Origin of the sequence: Herbaspirillum sp. (genome assembly GCF_017744395.1) — a bacterium.
Lineage (GTDB): Bacteria > Pseudomonadota > Gammaproteobacteria > Burkholderiales > Burkholderiaceae_D > Herbaspirillum.
Genome location: NZ_JAGIBI010000009.1, coordinates 1 through 18,194 on the forward strand (window position 1 = coordinate 1; position 18,194 = coordinate 18,194).

The 18,194-nt window shown below is 63.9% G+C and carries 15 protein-coding genes; 5 read left to right on the forward strand and 10 right to left on the reverse strand.

Going from position 1 to position 18,194, the window contains the following annotated elements; translation table 11 throughout:
* Nucleotides 1-124: 124 nt before the first annotated feature.
* From J7548_RS18705 to J7548_RS18720, 4 genes are all read right to left on the reverse strand, one after another.
* Nucleotides 125-922 (reverse strand): SDR family NAD(P)-dependent oxidoreductase, encoded by a 798-nt coding sequence (locus tag J7548_RS18705; RefSeq protein ID WP_290977575.1) that lies wholly within the window; start codon nucleotides 920-922, stop codon nucleotides 125-127.
* Between the two features lie 13 nt (nucleotides 923-935).
* A complete protein-coding gene (locus tag J7548_RS18710; RefSeq protein WP_290977577.1) occupies nucleotides 936-1,706 on the reverse strand; it encodes an SDR family NAD(P)-dependent oxidoreductase in 771 nt (256 codons plus the stop codon).
* A gap of 101 nt (nucleotides 1,707-1,807) precedes the next feature.
* Nucleotides 1,808-3,691, reverse strand: a complete 1,884-nt coding sequence (locus tag J7548_RS18715) for a TRAP transporter large permease subunit (protein WP_290977579.1) — start codon at nucleotides 3,689-3,691, stop codon at nucleotides 1,808-1,810.
* A 21-nt stretch (nucleotides 3,692-3,712) separates the two neighbouring features.
* Nucleotides 3,713-4,747, reverse strand: coding sequence for a TRAP transporter substrate-binding protein (locus tag J7548_RS18720; RefSeq protein WP_290977581.1), 1,035 nt, complete (start codon nucleotides 4,745-4,747; stop codon nucleotides 3,713-3,715).
* A 530-nt stretch (nucleotides 4,748-5,277) separates the two neighbouring features.
* Between J7548_RS18720 and J7548_RS18725 the strand changes: the two genes are divergently transcribed.
* From J7548_RS18725 to J7548_RS18740, 4 genes are all read left to right on the forward strand, one after another.
* Nucleotides 5,278-6,459: an acetyl-CoA acetyltransferase gene (locus J7548_RS18725; protein WP_290977582.1), complete on the forward strand. Its 1,182-nt coding sequence runs from the start codon at nucleotides 5,278-5,280 to the stop codon at nucleotides 6,457-6,459.
* Between the two features lie 99 nt (nucleotides 6,460-6,558).
* Entirely contained in the window at nucleotides 6,559-8,175 is a 1,617-nt protein-coding gene (locus J7548_RS18730) for an acyl-CoA synthetase (protein ID WP_290977810.1), read from the forward strand.
* Nucleotides 8,172-8,738, forward strand: coding sequence for a DUF296 domain-containing protein (locus J7548_RS18735; protein ID WP_290977584.1), 567 nt, complete (start codon nucleotides 8,172-8,174; stop codon nucleotides 8,736-8,738). Before J7548_RS18730 ends, J7548_RS18735 begins: the two co-directional genes overlap by 4 nt.
* A 77-nt stretch (nucleotides 8,739-8,815) precedes the next feature.
* Nucleotides 8,816-9,190 (forward strand): PPC domain-containing DNA-binding protein, encoded by a 375-nt coding sequence (locus tag J7548_RS18740; RefSeq protein ID WP_290977812.1) that lies wholly within the window; start codon nucleotides 8,816-8,818, stop codon nucleotides 9,188-9,190.
* 110 nt (nucleotides 9,191-9,300) lie between these two features.
* Here the strand turns inward: J7548_RS18740 and J7548_RS18745 are convergent, their stop codons facing one another.
* From J7548_RS18745 to J7548_RS18770, 6 genes are all read right to left on the reverse strand, one after another.
* The gene (locus J7548_RS18745) at nucleotides 9,301-10,590 is read right to left on the reverse strand and encodes a dicarboxylate/amino acid:cation symporter (protein WP_290977586.1); all 1,290 of its coding nucleotides are present in this window, start codon (nucleotides 10,588-10,590) and stop codon (nucleotides 9,301-9,303) included.
* A gap of 323 nt (nucleotides 10,591-10,913) precedes the next feature.
* Nucleotides 10,914-12,158, reverse strand: coding sequence for a glycolate oxidase subunit GlcF (gene glcF, locus J7548_RS18750; protein ID WP_290977588.1), 1,245 nt, complete (start codon nucleotides 12,156-12,158; stop codon nucleotides 10,914-10,916).
* A gap of 15 nt (nucleotides 12,159-12,173) precedes the next feature.
* Nucleotides 12,174-13,253, reverse strand: coding sequence for a glycolate oxidase subunit GlcE (glcE, locus tag J7548_RS18755; RefSeq protein ID WP_290977590.1), 1,080 nt, complete (start codon nucleotides 13,251-13,253; stop codon nucleotides 12,174-12,176).
* 1 nt (nucleotide 13,254) lies between these two features.
* A complete protein-coding gene (locus J7548_RS18760) occupies nucleotides 13,255-14,742 on the reverse strand; it encodes an FAD-linked oxidase C-terminal domain-containing protein (RefSeq protein ID WP_290977592.1) in 1,488 nt (495 codons plus the stop codon).
* 149 nt (nucleotides 14,743-14,891) lie between these two features.
* A complete protein-coding gene (locus J7548_RS18765) occupies nucleotides 14,892-15,782 on the reverse strand; it encodes a LysR substrate-binding domain-containing protein (RefSeq protein WP_290977594.1) in 891 nt (296 codons plus the stop codon).
* A gap of 98 nt (nucleotides 15,783-15,880) precedes the next feature.
* Nucleotides 15,881-17,296, reverse strand: coding sequence for an FAD-linked oxidase C-terminal domain-containing protein (locus J7548_RS18770; protein ID WP_290977596.1), 1,416 nt, complete (start codon nucleotides 17,294-17,296; stop codon nucleotides 15,881-15,883).
* A gap of 283 nt (nucleotides 17,297-17,579) precedes the next feature.
* Between J7548_RS18770 and J7548_RS18775 the strand changes: the two genes are divergently transcribed.
* A complete protein-coding gene (locus tag J7548_RS18775; protein WP_290977598.1) occupies nucleotides 17,580-18,134 on the forward strand; it encodes a cob(I)yrinic acid a,c-diamide adenosyltransferase in 555 nt (184 codons plus the stop codon).
* The last annotated feature ends 60 nt before the right edge of the window (nucleotides 18,135-18,194 follow it).

The window sequence follows — 18,194 nt, forward strand, 5'->3', positions numbered from 1 at the left end:
TTTCTTGGCGAGACAAGAAAAGTGAGCGGCTGCCGGGCCGCCCCCGGCGCTCCGTTCCGACCGAAGAAAGATAAGCATTAAGCCAGTACATCTGCACGAAGCAAAACCAGACTACCCAACAACATCAAGTACATTTCAACGACAATCCACCATCCACAATCAGATCCAGTCCGGTGATATATCGAGCATTATCGGAAGCCAAGAACAGGGAAGCATGCGCCACATCCCATGCATCCCCCATGAACCCCATCGGACACTGCGCATTCCGCTTAGCCCGCATCTCCTCGATATCCCCGCCATAAGAAGCCTTCAACGGCTCCCGAATCATCGGCGTATCCATCAACCCCGGCAGGATGCAATTGGCACGAATCCCCAACGGCGCATACTGCATCGCCACGTTCTTGGTAAAAGCCAGGATGGCAGCCTTGGTAGTCGTATAGCCAAGATAAGGAAAACCGATCCAGCGCAAGGCAGCCAGCGAAGAGATATTCACGATGGAACCCTTCTTCTGCTTCTCCATGATCGGCAATACGAACTTGTGCGTCAGGAACAAGCTGGTCTGGTTAACCGCCACCAACCGGTTCCAGCTCTCCTCGCTGGTCTCCACCGGCCCGCCGGTCTCCGCGATACCGACGTTGTTATGCAGTACATCGACCCGCCCGAAATGATCCATCGCCGCATCGGCAATCGCCTTCACATCCGCCGTCTTCGACACATCGGCCGCAATCACCTCGCACACCCCGCCTTCGCCGCGGATAATTTCCTGCGTCTCCCGAGCCGCATCGATGCTGCGATCCACCGCCAGCACACGGCCGCCCTCGCGCGCATACAGCGCCGCGGCAGCCTTGCCGTTGCCCCAGCCCTCGCCCACCGAACCGGCCCCGGTCACGATGATGACCTTGCCTTCCATCAGCTTCTGCATGTCCGCTCCTTGTTCAGATATCCAGCACGCCGCCGGCGACAAAACCGCCATCGACCGGAATCACATGGCCGGTGATATAGGAAGACTCATCGCCGGCAAGGAAACACACCGCGGCGGCAATCTCATCGGTGCTGCCGTAACGGCGCATCGGCACCAGCCGGTAAAAGCTCTGGCGCGTCGCCTCCGAATGGACGGCCTGCGTCAAGGGCGTATCGACCGGCCCCGGTGCCACGCTGTTGACGGTAATGCCGTGCTCGGCCAGCTCGATCGCCATCTGGCGCGTCAGGCCGATCACCGCCGACTTCGACGTGCCGTAGGCAGTGCGCCCCGCCCCGGCGCGGATGCCCGAGATCGACGAGATGTTGACGATGCGGCCCCACTTGTTCTTCAGCATCAGGCGCGCTGCCAGTTGCCCCGCCACCAGCACGCCGGTGACGTTGACGTTCATGGTCTGCAGCCAGTTGTCGATGGGGAAATCGAGGAAAGGATAGGTCTTGGCGATGCCGGCGTTGTTGACCAGCACATCGCAGCGGCCGTAATCCTTCTCGACCGCGGCGAAAGCCTTGGCGATCGATTCCGGGTTGCCCACGTCCATCTGCAGCGGCGCCGCCTTGTGGCCCGCCTCGACCAGCGCGGCGGCGGTCTTGGTGGCCGCCTCCAGGTTGATGTCCGATACCAGGACGGTGTAGCCCTTGGCCGCCAGTTGCCGGGAAATCGCGGCGCCGATGCCCATGGCTCCGCCCGTCACGAGCGCCACGCGGGCGCCGCTATCGCTTTGGTTCATGTTGTCTCCGTGGATGTTGGCGGCCCCTGGGGAAAGGATGGGGCCGCCGTTTTTAAGTCGAATACCTTGTCAGTGATCTGCCTTGGTGACTTGGGTGAAGGTCAGAGGAAGCCGATGGAAATCCAGGGCACGAAGGCCACCACCAGCAACGCCACCACCAGCGCGGCCAGGTAGCCCCAGACGCGGTTGAATACCTTGTCGGGCGACACCTTGCCGATGGCGCAGGCGGCATAGAAGCCGACGCCGAAGGGCGGCGCGAACAGGCCGATGCCCATCGCCAGGATCACCACCATCGCGTAGTGCACGTCGTGCACGCCGAGCGAACGCGCCACCGGGAACAGCAGCGGCCCGAACAGCACGATCGCCGGGATGCCTTCCAGCAGGCTGCCCAGGATGATGAAGATCACGATCGTGATCAGCAGGAAACCGGCGCCGCCGCCCGGCACGCCTTGCATCAAGGCGACCAGCTTGGCCGAGAAACCGGACTGGGTCAGCGCCCAGGCCATCGAAGTCGCCATGCCGATGATCAGCAGGATCGCGCCCGACAGCGCGGCCGATTCCACCAGGATCGGATAGATGCGCTTGAAGCTCAGGTGCTTCATGAACAGGTGCATGACCAGGCCGACCACGATGGTGTAGGCCACGCCGATGGTCGCCACTTCGGTGGCGGTCGCGACGCCTTCGATGACCGCCACGCGAATCAGCATCGGCAATGCCAGCGCGGGAATGGCGGCGATCAGGGTCTTCATGATCAGCGACAGCGGCGCACGCTTGACGTCCGGCATCGGTTCGCGGCGCGCGCGCATCCAGCACACCACGGCGATGGCGATGGTGGCGATCGCCGCCGGCATCAGGCCGCCGATGAACAGCGCCGTGATCGATACGCTGCAAACCGCGCCGATGGTGATCAGCACCAGGCTGGGCGGAATGGTTTCGGTCATCGCGCCGGAAGACGACAGCAGCGCCACCAGCTCTTCCGGCTTGGAGCCGCGCTTTTTCATTTCCGGGAACAGCGCCGGGGCGATGGCCGCCATGTCGGCCGCCTTGGAGCCGGAGATGCCCGACACCAGGAACATCGCGCCCAGCAGCACGTATTGCAGGCCGCCGCGCACGTGGCCCAGGAGCGCAGCCATGAAATCGATCAGGGTCTTGGCCAGGCCCGACATTTCCAGCAGCGAACCCAGCAGCACGAACAGCGGCACCGACAGCAGGATCAGGCTGGACATGCCTTCGTCCATCCGGCTGACCACGATCATCAGCGGCGCGCCGGTGGCCAGCGCCAGGTAGGCCATGGTGGCGGTGCCGAAGGCGAAGGCGATGGGAATGCCGCCGGCCACGCACACGCCGATCAGCAGCACGAAGAAAATGATCAGGTTGTAGTTGCCCATGGCCAGCAAGGCCGGCTTGGCCAGCCACAGGCCGCCAGCGATCACGGCCACCACGGCCAGGGCCGACAGCAACTGCTTGAAGGTGGTCATCGCGGCCATGCGCGAGACCGCCGCCAGCAGCATCAGGATCGCGCCCACCGGCAGCGCCGCGGCGCGCAATCCATCGGGGATCTCAAGGGCCGGCGTGGTGATCGCCATCTGCTCGACCGAGTGGTCCACCGCCGGGTGGATCACCATCAGCACGAAGATGCAGACCACCAGGGCCGCGACCGTCTCCAGCCAGACGCGGCCCTTTTCCGAGCATTTGTTGATGATGGCGGTCAGCCGCATGTGCTCTCCGCGGTCCAGCGCCAGCACCGCGCCCAGCATCGACAGCCAGATGAACAGGATCGAGGCCAGTTCATCCGACCATACCAGCGGGTCGTGCAGGGCGTAGCGGTAGATGACGCCGGTCAACAGCACCACCGTCTCGGCCACCACCAGCGCCGCCGCGACGGCGCCGACCACATGCATCACCATGCGGTTGATCGCCACCAGCGCGCGCGCCGCCGGGTTCATGTTTACCAGCGCGCGGTAAGTCATTGCAGCTTCCATCATCAAGTCTCCAGCGGATCCAGGTCAGGCCAGCTTGCCGGTGTACTTTTCCAGCAATGCCCACGGCTCGTCGCCGAACTTCTTGTGCCATTCGGCATAGAAGCCCGCGCTGCGCAGCTTGGCGCGGAACGAATCGTTGTCGGTATCGTTGAAGGCCAGGCCCTTGCCCTTCATTTCGCCGATCAGCGAATCGTTGAGCTTGCGCACGTCGGCGCGCTGGTTCATACCGGCTTCATTGATGTTGCGGGCCATGATTTCCTGCAGGTCCTTGGGCAGGCGCTCGAAGGACTTCTTGTTGCCCAGGAACCAGAAGCCGTCCCACATGTGGTTGGTGATGGAACAGTACTTCTGCACTTCGTACAGCTTGGCGGTAGCGATGATCGCCAGCGGGTTTTCCTGGCCTTCGACGATCTTGGTCTGCAGCGCGGAATACACTTCGGCGAAGTTGATCGAGGTCGGCGCCGCTTCCACGGCACGGAACATCGAGGTCCACAGCGGGCTCGGCGGCACGCGCAGCTTCATGCCCTTGAGGTCGTCGGCGCTCTTGATCGGCTTGCTGCTGTTGGTGATCTGGCGGTAGCCGTTGTCCCAGATCTTTTCAAAGGCGAACAGGGTCGACTTGGCTTCGATCTGCTTGCGCACGTGCGCGCCCAGTTCGCCGTCCATGGCGGCCCACACCTGGTTGTAGTCCTTGAAGGCGAAGCCGATGCCGGAAATCTGCGCGGCCGGCACCAGCGTGCCCAGGATCAGCGGCGACAGCGTGAAGAAATCGATCGCGCCGGCGCGCACCTGCGACAGCATGTCGGTGTCGGTACCCAGCTGGTTGTTGGGGTAGAGCTGCAGCTCGATACGGCCCTTGGACTGCTCGGCGATCTTGGCGGCCATCTCCTTGGCGCGCGCGTTCATCGGGTGCGTCACCGGGAGGTTGTTGGCGTACTTGAAGGTGAATTCGGCGGCATGCGCGGACGTACCGTACAGGCCGGTCGCGGCGGCGGCCGATGCGACCGAGGCGGTCTTCAGAAAAGAACGGCGCGTGATTTTGCCAGCGGGATTGCCCATCTGTTTATCTCCTGTTTATGTAGTTTTATGTGAACCGGAACCTGGATGCCGGAATGCAGCTGGTGTCCGTCGTTGTCGGCACTGCTTGACGTCAACAGAGCAATTTGGATGCCAAGCCGCCAATTCTCCCTCGGCGGCGCCGGCCTCCCCTCCCTGTCATCGGCATTGCGCCTGTATTCTCTGCGATAACGGCGCGAAAGGACAAGGGCGGGCAGGCCCCCGGCGACAAATTATTTGATGGGAATTGATGCGACACCTGTCGCATTTGTGTCGCACAACTGTCGCAGCGCGGACAGTTGTACCTGGCGATTTCCACTACATTCCCTTTGCGCATCGCAGCAAATTCACCCGCTGCGCAGACGTGCTATCTTGATTCCACAGGCCATAACACAGGCAATAGTGCAGGCCGCCCTGCCCATCCGCGACGAAGCCCACAAGGCCTCTGAATGACAGTTCGGATGCGTGGCATCGATTTTGCATATTGCGTCCACATCAACCGTACCGACCACGTCTTACAAGGACAAATGAACATGACTGCTTCCGCATCCGCCCCCTGCATCACCGGCTGGCACCATTCCCAATTCGGCAAGCTCGACGGCATCGACCCCGAAGTGCTGATCGGCCAGGTCGCCAAGGCCGCCATCGAACACGCCGGCCTGCAACCGGAAGATATCGATTCGATCCACGTCGGCACCTTCAATGCCGGCTTCCTCTACCAGGACTTCCCCTCCTCGCTGGTCATCAACAGCCTGCCGCAGTTGCGCTTCAAGCCGGCCGTGCGCGTGGAGAACGCCTGCGCCACCGGTTCGGCCGCGATCCACTCGGGCCTGCAATCGATCAAGGCGGGCGATTCCAAGCATGTGCTGGTGATCGGCTTCGAGAAGATGACCGAGCTGGCCACCCCGCAAGTGGGCGAGGTGCTGCTCAAGGCTTGCTACGCCAAGGAAGAGGCCGGCATCCCCGGCGGCTTCGCCGGCGTGTTCGGCAAGATCGCGCAAGGCTACTTCGACCGCTTCGGCGACCAGTCCGACGCGCTGGCCGCGATCGCCGCCAAGAACCACAAGAACGGCATGTCCAATCCCTATGCGCACATGCGCAAGGACTTCGGCTTCGATTTCTGCCGCAACGTCTCGGAAAAGAACCCGTTCGTGGCCGGCCCGCTCAAGCGCACCGACTGTTCGCTGGTCTCCGACGGCGCCGCCGCGCTGGTGATCAGCGCCGCCGACGCCGCCAAGTCGCTGCCGCGCGCGGTGCAGTTCCGCGCCGCGGTGCACGTCAACGACTACCTGCCGCTGTCGCGCCGCGACCCGACCCGCTTCGAAGCCGCCGAACTGGCCTGGAAGAACGCGCTGGGCAATGCGCGCCTGGCGCTGGACGACCTGTCGCTGGTGGAAACCCACGACTGCTTCACCGTCGCCGAACTGCTGGAATACGAGGCGATGGGCCTGGCGCCGCACGGCCAGGGCGCGCGCGTGATCCTCGACGGCATTACCGCCAAGGACGGCAAGCTGCCGGTCAACCCCTCCGGCGGCCTCAAGTCCAAGGGCCACCCGGTGGGCGCCACCGGCGTGTCGATGCACGTGATGGCGGCGATGCAGGCCGCGCATGACGCCGGCGACATGCAGATCCCCAACGCCAGGTACGCCGGCGTGTTCAACATGGGCGGCGCGGCCGTGGCCAACTACGTCAGCATCCTGGAACGCGTCCACTGATCCGTTTCCTTCCGCACTTCCCTGCCGCCCGCGACTGTGCGCGGGCGGCAGGCGGCATCCGCAAGACCCGCAGCAAATAAAAAAGCAACGCCAATTCCAATTAGAACGAGTGAGACGATGTTAAAGAAAGTCATGAACCTGGGCCGCCTGCTGTCGGATGTGGCGCGCCGCTTTCCCGACGCCCCCGGCCTGATCCTCAGCAAAGGCGCCGCCAACGGCGAAGACAAGATCGTTACCTGGAAGCAGTTGAACGACCGCGTCGACGCCCTGGCGCATGCGCTGGCCAAGCGCGGCGTGAAGAAAGGCGACAAGATGCTGGTGCATTCGCGCAACAACCAGCAGATCTTCGAAAGCGCCTGGGCCGCCTTCAAACTGGGCATGGTCTGGGTGCCGACCAACTTCCGCATCACGCCGCCTGAGGCGGCCTACCTCGGCCAGTCCAGCGGCGCTTCCGTGATGCTCTACGACCAGGGTTTCGCCCATTACGTGGACGCGGTCAAGGCGGTGTCGCCGACGCTGGAACACGTGATCGCATTGGCCGACCCGCGCCCGGGCGAACTGGATTTCGAAACGCTGGTGGCCGACGCCGGCCGCGAAGCCTTCGAGGAAGCCGAAGTCGATTACGAAGACCCGCTGTGGTTCTTCTACACCTCCGGCACCACCGGCCACCCCAAGGCCGGCATGCTGGCGCACGGCCAGATGGCCTTCGTCGTCACCAACCACCTGGCCGACCTGATGCCGGGTCTGAACCACGAATCGCGCTCGCTGGTGGTGGCGCCGCTGTCGCATGGCGCCGGCATCCACGCCGTGATCAATACCGCGCGCGGCGCGGCCAGCATCCTGCTGTCTTCCGAACGCCTGGTGGTCGAGGAAGCCTGGCAACTGGTCGAGAAATACAAGGTGGACAACATGTTCACCGTGCCCACCATCGTCAAGATCCTGGTGGAAGACGAATCGGTCGACCGCTACGACCATTCGTCGCTGAAGCACATGATCTACGCCGGCGCGCCGATGTACCGCGCCGACCAGGTGTACGCCCTGAAAAAACTGGGCAAGGTGCTGGTGCAGTACTACGGCCTGGGGGAAGTGACCGGCAACATCACCTTCCTGCCGCCCTACATGCATCATGAGGACGACGCCCACCCGCAGGCCCGCGTGGGCACCTGCGGCATGCCGCGCACCGGCATGGAAATCGCCATCCTCGACGACGACGGCAAGAAGCTCAAGCCCTTCGAGACCGGCGAGATCTGCGTGCGCGGCCCGGCCGTGTTCATGGGCTACCACAACAATCCGGACGCCAATGCCAAGGCCTTCAAGCACGACTGGTTCCATACCGGCGACCTCGGCCATGTGGACAAGGATGGCTTCCTCTACATCACCGGCCGCTCCTCCGACATGTACATCTCGGGCGGCTCCAACGTCTATCCGCGCGAGATCGAGGAAGCGCTGCTGACCCACCCGGCGGTGTCCGAAGTGGCGGTGCTGGGCGTGCCCGACCCCAAGTGGGGCGAGAGCGGACTGGCGGTGATCGTGTGCAAGGCGGGCCAGGAAGTCGGCGGCGAAGCGCTGCTGGCGCACCTGGAAGAGCGCATCGGCAAGTACAAGTGGCCGCGCCGCTTCGTGTTCTGGGAAACCATGCCCAAGTCGGGCTACGGCAAGATCGTCAAGAAACAGATCAAGGCATTGCTTGAGGAGAAAGGTGACTATCGCTTATGAAACTCTCCAACAAACCCGCTGACGGCCATCCGGGATTTGTCGAGGTGCGCAAGTTCCTCCACGCAGGCCAGCAGAGTTACCCGCGCACGCTGGACCTGGAAGCCAATCCGGCCGAGGAACTGCGCATCACGCTGGCGCCCGGCACCCTGGTCGGCGAGGCCTTGCGCAAGGTACTGGCGCGCTACGGCCAGCGCGGCGGCGTCGGCCGCATGTGCGGCGGCACCGCGCGCTGCCTGCACTACCACCGCATCGAAAACACCAAGGACCAGAAGCGCCCGTATGACTACGGCCCGCCGCATGTCCTGGAAGGCGCCATCACCTTTGTGACCGGCGCCATCACGGTGGGCCAGAACCAGGACGGAAAAGTATTGCTGCACTGCCATTCGGGCTTCATCGATGGCGATGGCGCCATCCATGGCGGCCATCTTTTGCTGGACACGGTGGAAGTGGGCGACGATCCGCTCATCATCCGCATGTGCTTGTTTTCCCAAGGCGCCTTCGTCGTCAACAGCGATGAAGAGACGCACTTCAGTCTATTGCATCCGACACCCATGGAATCATGATGACGAACCCAACTACAACGACAACAGAGACAAACGACGACATTCAAGTAGAAGAAGGCACCCTGGGCAAACTGGTCATGGCGCGCCTGAAACCCAACCAGGACCTGACCGAGAGCGTGGAAGCGCTGTGCCGCCAGCACGGCATGCAAACCGCCATCGTGCGCGGCGCCATCGGCAGCCTGATCGACGCCCACCTGCAATATGCCGCCGCCGGCGGCCTGCGCCAAATGGAAATCAACGGCCCCGGCGTAGAGATCCTCAACGTCTTCGGCGAGATCGGTTTCTCGGACGGCAAATCCAATCCCAACCCGCTGCAAGGCGTGGTGGCCGACACCGACGGCAAGATCTTCGCCGGCCGCTTCGTGCGCGGCGCCAACCTTTCTTTCATCACCATCGAGATCACGCTGCAGGAGTGGATTCCGGCCAAGGCGCGCGAAGCCGTATTGGCCTGACTTGGCCTGGCGCCCTTCCCTTCCAGCCAAAGAAAAAGGAGCGGGCCGGTTGCCCGGCGCGCTCCTTTTTTGCTTGCCTGCCGCGATGGCGGCGGCAACGGCAATGGTGTTTAAGCGTGCAGCTTGAGTTCCGCTTCCTGCTCGATTTCCTGCTCAGCGGCGCGGGCCTCTTCCTCGCTCAGCAAGCCGCCTTCCCACTTGGCGACCACCGCCGAAGCGATCGAGTTGCCCACCGCGTTGGTGGCCGAACGGCCCATGTCGAGGAAGGTGTCGATGCCCAGGATCACCAGCAGGCCGGCTTCCGGGATATTGAACTGGTGCAGCGTGGCGGCGATCACCACCAGCGAGGCGCGCGGCACGCCGGCGATGCCCTTGGAGGTCAGCATCAGCACCAGCATCATGGTGATCTGGGTCGAGATCGACAGGTGCATGCCATAGGCCTGGGCGATGAACAGCGTGGCGAAGGTGCAGTAGATCATCGAACCGTCGAGGTTGAACGAATACCCCATCGGCATCACGAAGCTGGAGATCTTGCGCTTGACGCCGAAGCGGTCCAGCGCGTCCAGCAGCTTGGGATAGGCGGCTTCGGAACTGGCCGTGGCGAAGGCCAGCAGGAAAGCTTCCTTGATCAGCGCCAGCAGGTGGAAGATGCGCTTTTTCAGGAACACGAAACCGACCCCGATCAGGATCGCCCACAACAGCAACAGCGAGAAATAGAAGTCGCGCATGAACACCGCGAAGCTGAGCAGGATGTCCAGTCCGTTGACCGCGACGGTCGCGGCCATGGCGGCGAACACCGCCACCGGCGCGAACTTCATCACGTAGCCGGTGATCTTGAGCATGGCGTGCGACAGGTCGTCCACCACCGCCAGCAGGTTCTTGCCGCGTTCGCCCAGCGCCGCCAGCGCGATGCCGAAGAACATCGAGAACACCACGATCTGCAGGATTTCGTTCTGCGCCATCGCCTCGGCCACCGACTTGGGCACCAGGTGGTTGAAGAATTCCTTGACGGTGAACTTGCCGGTCGCCAGGCCCGCGCCGGCCGCGTCAGGCGGCGGCAATGCCACGCCGGCGCCCGGCTGCAGCAGGTTGGCCATGATCATGCCCAGCGCCAGCGACACCAGCGACGCCAGCAGGAACCAGCCCAGCGACTTGCCGAAGATGCGGCCCACCGACTTGGCGTCGCCCATATGGGCGATGCCGACCACCAGCGTCGAGAACACCAGCGGCGCGATCACCATCTTGATCAGGCGCAGGAACATGTCGGAAGCGATCGAGATGTAGCCGGCCAGCTCCTTGGCTTCGGCCTTGTCGTAGTGGGTGAAAACCAGGTAACCGGCCAGGATGCCGAGCACCATGGCGACGAAAATGTAGGCGGCGGGTGGGATGCGTTTTTTCAAGATAGTCTCCTGCCCTGGAACGCAGGCAGGTGAAACAGCCGGACGTCGGGCGCGATGAGGGGTAATGGCGTAGTACGTGTTGAGAGTGCTGCTTCCAGGCCGGTGACGCATTGGATTGCTTCAGATTGCGGCAGTTTCCAATGAGAAATTATTAGGTTTTTTTCCCGGCAACCGATAAAAAGCACGAAGCTTATTGATTTATGGGGTTGCCCGTCAAGCCGGGATCGCCCAAATGGCCCTGAATAGGCGAAACATGATCATTTTGGCCACAAAAAAGCCCCGCATTGCGGGGCTTTTGGCAGTGCCATGCGGAAATCCCCGGTTCAGGCGCGTTCCTGCAATGCCGCATCCAGCAGCTCGATCCAATGCTTCACCGGTGTTTCCGTGCCCGACTGCAAGTGCGTAACGCAACCGATATTGCCGGTGACGATCATGTCCGGGTCGGTGGCGGCCAGGTTCTTCAACTTGTTGTCGCGCAGCTGGTAGGACAGTTCCGGCTGCAGCACCGAGTAGGTGCCGGCCGAGCCGCAGCACAGGTGGCTGTCGGCGCACAGTTGCACGTCCACGCCGGCCGCGCCAAGGATGGACTCGACCTTGCCGCGGATCTTCTGCCCATGCTGCAGCGTGCAAGGCGGATGGTAGGCCACGCGCTTGCCGGCGTAGCCCCTGAGCTTCTCCTGCAACTGCGCTTCGAAGTCGGGCAGGATCTCGCTGATGTCGCGCGTCATGTGCGAAATGCGGCGCGCCTTTTCGGCATAGATAGGATCGTGCTGCAGCAGGTGGCCGTATTCCTTCACCGTCGCGCCGCAGCCGGAGGCGTTCATCACGATGGCCTCGGCCTTGATGCCGTCGCGGCCTTCGATGTAAGGCCACCAGGCGTCGATGTTGCGGCGCATATCGTCCAGCCCGCCGTCCTGGTCGTTCATGTGATAGCGGATGGCGCCGCAGCAGCCGGTCTTGGGCGGCACGAACAATTGCACGCCCAGCGCATCCAGCACGCGCGCGGTGGCGCTGTTGATGTTGGGCGACATCGACGGCTGCACGCAGCCATCCAGCAGCAGCATCTGGCGCGCATGGGTGCGCGTGGGCCAGACGCCGGCCTCTTGCGGCGCCGGCACCTTGTTTCTCAACACCTTCGGCAGCAGCGGACGCACCATCTGCCCGGCTTTCATCGCCGGACGGAAAATCCACTTGCGCGGCAGCAGTTCCTTCAATGCGGTGCGCACCACGCGCTGCGACAGCGGACGCGGCACCTGCTGTTCCACCACCTTGCGGCCGATGTCGACCAGGCGGCCGTATTGCACGCCCGACGGGCAGGTCGATTCGCAGTTGCGGCAGGTCAGGCAGCGGTCCAGGTGCGATTGCGTGGCGGCCGTGGCCGGCTTGCCTTCCAGCACCTGCTTGATCAGGTAGATGCGGCCGCGCGGGCCGTCCAGCTCGTCGCCCAGCAACTGGTAGGTCGGGCAGGTGGCGGTACAGAAACCGCAGTGCACGCAACTGCGCAGAATGCTGTCGGCTTCCTGGCCTTCGTGGGTGTCGCGGATGAAATCGGCTAAGTTGGTTTGCATATCGTCTGTGCTGGCTTACAGGCTGGCGTACATACGGCCGGGATTGAAGATGCCCTTGGGATCGAACTGGGCCTTGAGGTTGCGGTGGATCTTCTCGACCGCCGGCTGCAAAGGATGGAACACGCCGACCGCCTTGTCGCCGCCGCGATGCAGGCTGGCGCTGCCGCCCGCGGCCACCGCTGCGGCGCGGATGGCGGCCGCGCTGAGCGCGCCGTCCGGGCGCAGCCAGCGCTGCGCGCCGCCCCATTCGATCAGTTGGCGGCCGGGCAAGTCCAGCGGCGCCGCCACCGAAGGCAGCGACAGGCGCCACAGCGGCGCATCGGCATGGATATCGGCGAAGAAGGCATGTTCCTGCTCGCGCAGGTCGCGCCAGAAATCGTCGCCGTTGGAAAGCTCGCTGCCGCCCAGCTTCCTGATCGCAGCATCCACCGCCGCCTGCGCGCCGGCCAGGCGGATGGTCAGCGTATTGTTGCTCCAGGCGCTGGCCGCCAGCGGCAGCGGCTGTCCGCCCCACTGGTTCAGCAGGCGCAATGCGCCTTCCTGGTTGATTTCGAACACCCGCGTGCTGCTGGCGAACGGCTTGGGCAGCACCTTCAGCGAGACCTGCAGGATCAGGCCCAGCGTGCCGAGCGATCCCGTCAGCAGGCGCGAGACGTCATAGCCGGCGACGTTCTTCATCACCTGGCCGCCGAAGTGCAGCTCCTGCCCTTCGCCATCCATCAGCACCGCGCCCAGCACGAAGTCGCGCACCGCGCCGGATGCGGCGCGCGTGGGGCCGGACAAGCCTGCCGCGACCATGCCGCCGATGGTGGCGGCGCCCCCGAAGCGCGGCGGCTCGAAGGCCAGCATCTGGTTGTTCTTTTCCAGCGCGGCATCGATCTCGGCCAGGGTGGTGCCGCTGCGCGCGGTGATCACCAGTTCGGTCGGCTCGTAGTCGATGATGCCTCTGTAGGCGCGCGTATCCAGCACTTCGCCTTGCGGCGCCTGGCCGTACCAGTCCTTGGTGCCGCCGCCGCGGATCTGCAGCGGCTTGCCTTGCGCGATGCGCTGGCGGAAGGTGTCCAGCACCGCATTCATATTTTGTTGCTCGCTCATCTCAGAATCTCGGCAAATCGGGGTGGCGCAGTTGGCCGCGCTGCACGTGCATCCGGCCGTACTCGGCGCAGCGGTGCAGGGTCGGGATGGCCTTGTCGGGGTTGAGCAGGAAGGCCGTGTCGAAGGCGCGCTTGACTTTGAAGAAAGCCTCGCGCTCGGCCGGCGCGAACTGCACACACATGGAGTTGATCTTTTCGATGCCCACGCCATGTTCGCCGGTGATGGTGCCGCCCACTTCCACGCACAATTCCAGGATCTCGGCGCCGAACAGTTCGGCGCGATGGAATTCGTCGGCGATGTTGGCATCGAACAGGATCAGCGGATGCAGGTTGCCGTCGCCGGCGTGGAACACGTTGGCGCAGCGCAGGCCGTATTTCTTTTCCATCTCGGCGATGCCCAAGAGCACTTGCGCCAGGCGCTTGCGCGGGATGGTGCCGTCCATGCAGTAATAGTCGGGCGAGATGCGGCCGGCGGCCGGAAAGGCGTTCTTGCGGCCGGACCAGAAACGCAGGCGCTCGGCCTCCGACTGCGAACAGGCGATGGCGGTGGCGCCGCTGGCATTGAGCACTTCGGTCATGCGGCCGATTTCTTCCTCGACCTCTTCCACCGTGCCGTCCGACTCGCACAGCAGGATCGCTTCGGCATCGGTGTCGTAACCGGCCTTGACGAACGGCTCGACCATGCGCGAGCTGGTCTTGTCCATCATCTCGAGACCGGCCGGGATGATGCCGGCAGCGATCACGTTGGCGACCGCGTTGCCGCCCTTCACCACGTCGTCGAACGAGGCCATGATCACGCGCGCGGCCTGCGGCTTGGGCACCAGCTTGACAGTCACTTCGGTGACCACGCCCAGCATGCCTTCGGAACCGATGAACACCGCCAGCAGGTCGAGGCCCGGCGCATCCAGCGCGCCGCTGCCCAACTCCACCACATCGCCTTCGATGGTGACCATGCGCACGCGCAGCACGTTGTGCACGGTCAGGCCGTATTTCAGGCAGTGCACGCCGCCGGAGTTCTCGGCGACGTTGCCGCCGATGGAACAGGCGATCTGCGAGGACGGGTCCGGCGCGTAGTACAAGCCGTGCGGCGCGGCCGCTTCGGAAATGGCCAGGTTGCGCACGCCGGGCTGGACCACGGCGGTGCGCGAATACTTGTCCAGCCTCACGATCTTGTTGAACTTGGCGGTCGACAGCACCACGCCGTCGGCGATCGGCATGGCGCCGCCCGACAAACCGGTGCCGGCACCGCGCGGCACGATCTGCACCTTCAGCGCATGGCAGGTTTTCATGATGGCCACGACCTGGGCCTCGTTTTCCGGCAGCACGACGGCCATCGGCAATTGCCGGTAGGCGGCCAGGCCGTCGCATTCGTAGGGGCGGGTATCTTCCTCGTCGAACAGCACGCAATGCGCGGGCACGGCCCGGCGCAGGGCGTCGACGACTTCGCGCTGGCGGGCCGGCGCGAAGGATGGGTTGGCGGGAGCATTCATGCTGGACCTTTGTTCTGGGCAATGCGGGAGCGGCCCGCTGCAAGGATCCAAGTGTAACGAATTTTCCCCGGCGCCAAGCCGGATTGTTGCCTGGCGGCGCACTGAAAAGAATTCTTAACGGGAATGAATTATTTTCAGCGGGCCTGAGCTCAGATGTTCCTGAATGCGTTCTGCATCCAACTGATGAAGGTATCGACCTCGGGTCGCTCGCGCACCGCGCGTTCGTAGACCACGTAGTAGGCGTGCGGCGGCGTGCGCAAGCGCACGTCGAACAGTTCGACGATCTCGCCGCGCGCCAGCAGTTCTTCGGCGAAGTGCTGGCGCGTCAGGCCCACACCGTAACCGTGGCGCACAGCTTCCAGCAGCAGGCCGAGGTCGTCCACGCGCAGGCCGGAGGACGGCTCCGTCCAATCCTTCAGGCCGGCCGCCTCGAACCACGGCTGCCACGGCTCCAGCGCCGAGCGCAGCAGGCTGGCGTGCTGCAGGTCGGCCGGGGTCTTCATCGGCGGCAAGGTCTTGAGGTAGCTGGGGCTGGCCACCGCGAAGGCCGGTTCCTCGAACAGCTTCTCGGTGAGGATGTTGGGGTAGTTGCCGGCGCCGAAACGGATCTCGACGTCGCTTTCCGACAGCGACAAATCGTACAGCGGCACCGACAGGTAGAGTTCGACCACGATCTCCGGATGGCGCTGGGTGAAGTCGGCGATGCGCGGCATCAGCAGGTGGCGCGCGAAGGTCGGCGGCACCATCACCTTGATCTTGGGCTGCGCCGCGGCGTTGCGATGCGGCATCGGGAAATCGGTCAGCGTGCGCAGCGCCGAGCGCACCACGTCCAGGTAGCGGCGGCCGAATTCGGACAGGCCGATGGAACGGCCGTCGCGGTAGAACAGGCGTTCGCCGACGAATTCCTCCAGCAGGCGGATGCGGTGCGACAGCGCCGAGGGAGTGATGCACAGTTCTTCCGCGGCGATGGCGAAGGAGTTATGCCGGGCCGCCGCTTCGAAGGCGGACAGGGCGTGGACGGGTGGAAGGCGGGTGGCCATGGATTCTTTCTTGCTGATCGTGCTCAAAACCGGACTGCTGCCGACGGGTAAAACGGAGGATGCGGGATGCCGGCGGCAGGCCGCCGGCACCGGTACGCTTACTGCTCCCAGCGCAGGATCTTGCCGGGGTTCATGATGTTCTTCGGGTCCAGCGCGTGCTTGATGGCGCGCATCACATCGATCGCGCCGGCGCCGTGCTCCTGCACCAGGAAATCCATCTTGTGCAGCCCCACGCCGTGCTCGCCGGTGCAGGTGCCGTCCATCGCAATGGCGCGCGCCACCATGCGTTCGTTGACGCCTTCTGCCTTGGCGACGTCGGCCGGATCGTTGGGATCGACCATCATCTGCACATGGAAATTGCCGTCGCCGACGTGGCCGATGATGGCGTGGATCAGGCCCTGCGCCTCGCAGTCGGCCTTGGTCTCCAGCACGCACTCGGCCAGGCGCGAGATCGGCACGCAGCAGTCGGTAGAGATGGCGCGCGCGCCCGGGCGCAACTGCAGCAGCGCGAAGTAGGCGTTATGGCGCGCGGTCCACAGGCGGCTGCGGTCTTCCGGGCGGGTGGCCCATTCGAAGCCGGTGGCGTTGTTGTCGTTGGCGATGTCCTGCACGATCTCGGCCTGCTCCTTGACGCCGTTGTCGCTGCCGTGGAATTCGAACAACAGCAGCGGATTGGCCGGCAGGCTCAGCTTGTCGTGGGCGTTGATGGCCTTGACGCCGTTCTCGTCGAGCAGCTCCACGCGCGCCAGCGGCACGCCGACCTGGATGGTCTGGATCACGGTGTTGACGGCGTCGGCCACGCTGGGGAAGGAGCAGATCGCGGCCGAGATCGCTTCCGGCTGCGGGTACAGGCGCACCGTGACTTCGGTGATGATGCCCAGCGTGCCTTCGCTGCCCACGTACACGCGGGTCAGGTCGTAGCCGGCCGACGACTTCTTGGCGCGGGTGCCGGTCTTGATGATGTTGCCGTCGGCGGTGACCACCGTCAGCGCCAGCGTGTTTTCCTTCATCGTGCCGTAGCGCACGGCGTTGGTGCCGGAAGCGCGGGTCGAGGCCATGCCGCCCAGCGAGGCGTCGGCGCCCGGGTCGATCGGGAAGAACAGGCCGGTGTCCTTGATTTCCTGGTTCAGTTGCTTGCGGGTGACGCCGGCCTGGACGGTGGCGGTCAGGTCTTCCGGGTTGATCGACAGCACGCTGTTCATTTGCGACAGGTCGATGGTGATGCCGCCCTGCAGCGCCAGGATGTGGCCCTCCAGCGAAGTGCCGGCGCCGTAGGGAATGATCGGCGTTTCGTAACGGCTGCACAGTTTGACGAAGGCGGCGACTTCCTCGGTTGTGTGCGCGAACACCACCGCGTCGGGCAGCATCGGATCGTACGAGGACTCATCGCGGCCATGGTGCTCTCGCATGGCGGCGGAAGTCGACAGGCGGCTGCCGAAAAAGGCCTGCAATTCGTCCAGCAAGGCCTGGGGAACCGGCTTCTTGAGTTTTTGTGCGTCAACGATGTGATTCATTTGTCTCTCTCAGGGGTCTCTGTTGTCTGTTTTTATTAGATATGCGGTTACACGAGCATCAGTGGCATCAATGGCCTTACCACTGACTTAACTGATGAATTTTACTCTCTTGCGGCAAAGTGATCCGGCAAATCTCCAATGCCTTTTCCGCACGCCCGTCAAATCAAGTGAATTTTTTATCATTTATTACTTATCAAACAGGCAATGGCGGGCGCTGCGCCAGCCTTGCGCAAGTACTGTTCACAGCTTAAGCTCGCGCAACTTCACGTAGGGAGAAACAAGTATGGGCAACCGCCTTTCAAAGATCGCCACCCGCACCGGCGACGACGGCAGCACCGGCCTGGGCGACGGCAGCCGGGTGGGCAAGGACAGCCTGCGCATCCAGGCGCTGGGCGATGTGGATGAACTCAATTCGCAGCTGGGCCTGCTGCTGTGCGAAACCTTGCCGGACGAGCTGCGCCAGGCGCTGTTGTCGATCCAGCACGATTTGTTCGACCTTGGCGGCGAGCTGTGCATCCCCGGCTATACCGTGCTGGCCGACGCCCACCTGGCGCGGCTGGATGCCTTGCTGGAGAAATACAACGCCACCCTGCCGCCGCTGAAGGAATTCATCCTGCCGGGCGGTTCGCGCGGCGCGGCGCTGGCGCATGTATGCCGCACCGTCTGCCGCCGCGCCGAGCGCAGCGTGGTGATGCTGGAGAAGGCCGACGGCGGCGTGAATGCGCCGGCACGGCGCTACCTGAACCGGCTGTCCGACCTGTGCTTCGTGCTGGCGCGCGTGCTCAACCGCGAAGCGGGCGGGCAGGATGTGCTGTGGGAAAAGGATCGGGCGCGCTGATCGCCGATCGGTCTGCGCCAAACAAAACGCCCCGCATTCGCGGGGCGTTTTGTTTCAATG

Coding starts and splice junctions, on each gene's coding strand:
- J7548_RS18705 (WP_290977575.1), bottom strand. CDS start 922: ATGCAGAAGCTGATGGAAGGCAAGGTCATCATCGTGACCGGGGCCGGT.
- J7548_RS18710 (WP_290977577.1), bottom strand. CDS start 1,706: ATGAACCAAAGCGATAGCGGCGCCCGCGTGGCGCTCGTGACGGGCGGA.
- J7548_RS18715 (WP_290977579.1), bottom strand. CDS start 3,691: ATGATGGAAGCTGCAATGACTTACCGCGCGCTGGTAAACATGAACCCG.
- J7548_RS18720 (WP_290977581.1), bottom strand. CDS start 4,747: ATGGGCAATCCCGCTGGCAAAATCACGCGCCGTTCTTTTCTGAAGACC.
- J7548_RS18725 (WP_290977582.1), top strand. CDS start 5,278: ATGACTGCTTCCGCATCCGCCCCCTGCATCACCGGCTGGCACCATTCC.
- J7548_RS18735 (WP_290977584.1), top strand. CDS start 8,172: ATGAAACTCTCCAACAAACCCGCTGACGGCCATCCGGGATTTGTCGAG.
- J7548_RS18740 (WP_290977812.1), top strand. CDS start 8,816: ATGGCGCGCCTGAAACCCAACCAGGACCTGACCGAGAGCGTGGAAGCG.
- glcF (WP_290977588.1), bottom strand. CDS start 12,158: ATGCAAACCAACTTAGCCGATTTCATCCGCGACACCCACGAAGGCCAG.
- glcE (WP_290977590.1), bottom strand. CDS start 13,253: ATGAGCGAGCAACAAAATATGAATGCGGTGCTGGACACCTTCCGCCAG.
- J7548_RS18760 (WP_290977592.1), bottom strand. CDS start 14,742: ATGAATGCTCCCGCCAACCCATCCTTCGCGCCGGCCCGCCAGCGCGAA.
- J7548_RS18765 (WP_290977594.1), bottom strand. CDS start 15,782: ATGGCCACCCGCCTTCCACCCGTCCACGCCCTGTCCGCCTTCGAAGCG.
- J7548_RS18770 (WP_290977596.1), bottom strand. CDS start 17,296: ATGAATCACATCGTTGACGCACAAAAACTCAAGAAGCCGGTTCCCCAG.
- J7548_RS18775 (WP_290977598.1), top strand. CDS start 17,580: ATGGGCAACCGCCTTTCAAAGATCGCCACCCGCACCGGCGACGACGGC.